Source organism: Mycobacterium sp. E3298, from assembly GCF_001666895.1.
In the GTDB taxonomy this organism is placed as follows: domain Bacteria; phylum Actinomycetota; class Actinomycetes; order Mycobacteriales; family Mycobacteriaceae; genus Mycobacterium.
The window spans coordinates 1-740 of sequence record NZ_LZJB01000376.1; the positions used below are offsets into that span (position 1 = coordinate 1).

A 740-nucleotide genomic window follows, 5' to 3' on the forward strand; every position below is an offset into this window, starting at 1 on the left:
TGGATGGCGTGCAGCTGGCCGACATGGACGTCGCGCCAATACCGTTGCAGCGGCTTGTCCATGCGGGCCGCGTTGCCGCCCGAGCGGGCGAAGATCTCGTCGACCGCCGACACCGCGCGCCACACCGCGCGGATCTGGGTGCGCCGCCCGGCCGCGCGGTCGGCGAACGACACCTCCTTGCCGGCGGCGACCATGTCGTAGATGCGGTCGGCGTTGGCCAGGAGTTCCTGGCGGGCGGCGATGATGTCGGCGGCTGCCTCGCCGATCGCGAACATCACGTAGGGATCGTCCTTGATCGCGGTTCCGGTGGCGCCGACGCGCTCGCGTTGGTAGTCGAGGTGCGCGGCCAGGGCCCCCTCGGCGATGCCGATGGTGGCCGCCGAGATGCCCAGCGGGAACATCGTCGACCACGGCATCAGATAGAGCGGTTCGGTCATGCCGGCCTCGCGCTGGGCGGTGCCGTCCATCACCTTCGTGGCGTCCATCGTGCGGTAGGACGGGACGAACGCGTCCTTGACGATGACGTCCTTGGACCCGGTTCCCCGCAACCCCACCACATTCCAGGAGTCCTCGACGATCTCGTAGTCCTTACGGGGCAGGATCATGTGCAACATCTGCGGCGGCATGATCGGAATGCCCTTCTCGTCGCCGAGCATCGCGCCCAGGATGATCCAGTCGCAGTGGTCGGTGCCCGAGCTGAACTGCCAGCGGCCGTTGAAGAGGTAGCCCCCGTCGACGGG

At 68.2% G+C, this 740-nt stretch carries 1 protein-coding gene; it reads right to left on the reverse strand.

Translation table 11 applies throughout. The features are described from left to right. The coding region (locus A9X05_RS17310) for an acyl-CoA dehydrogenase family protein (RefSeq protein WP_255369192.1) at positions 1-740 on the reverse strand (740 nt) is incomplete at both ends.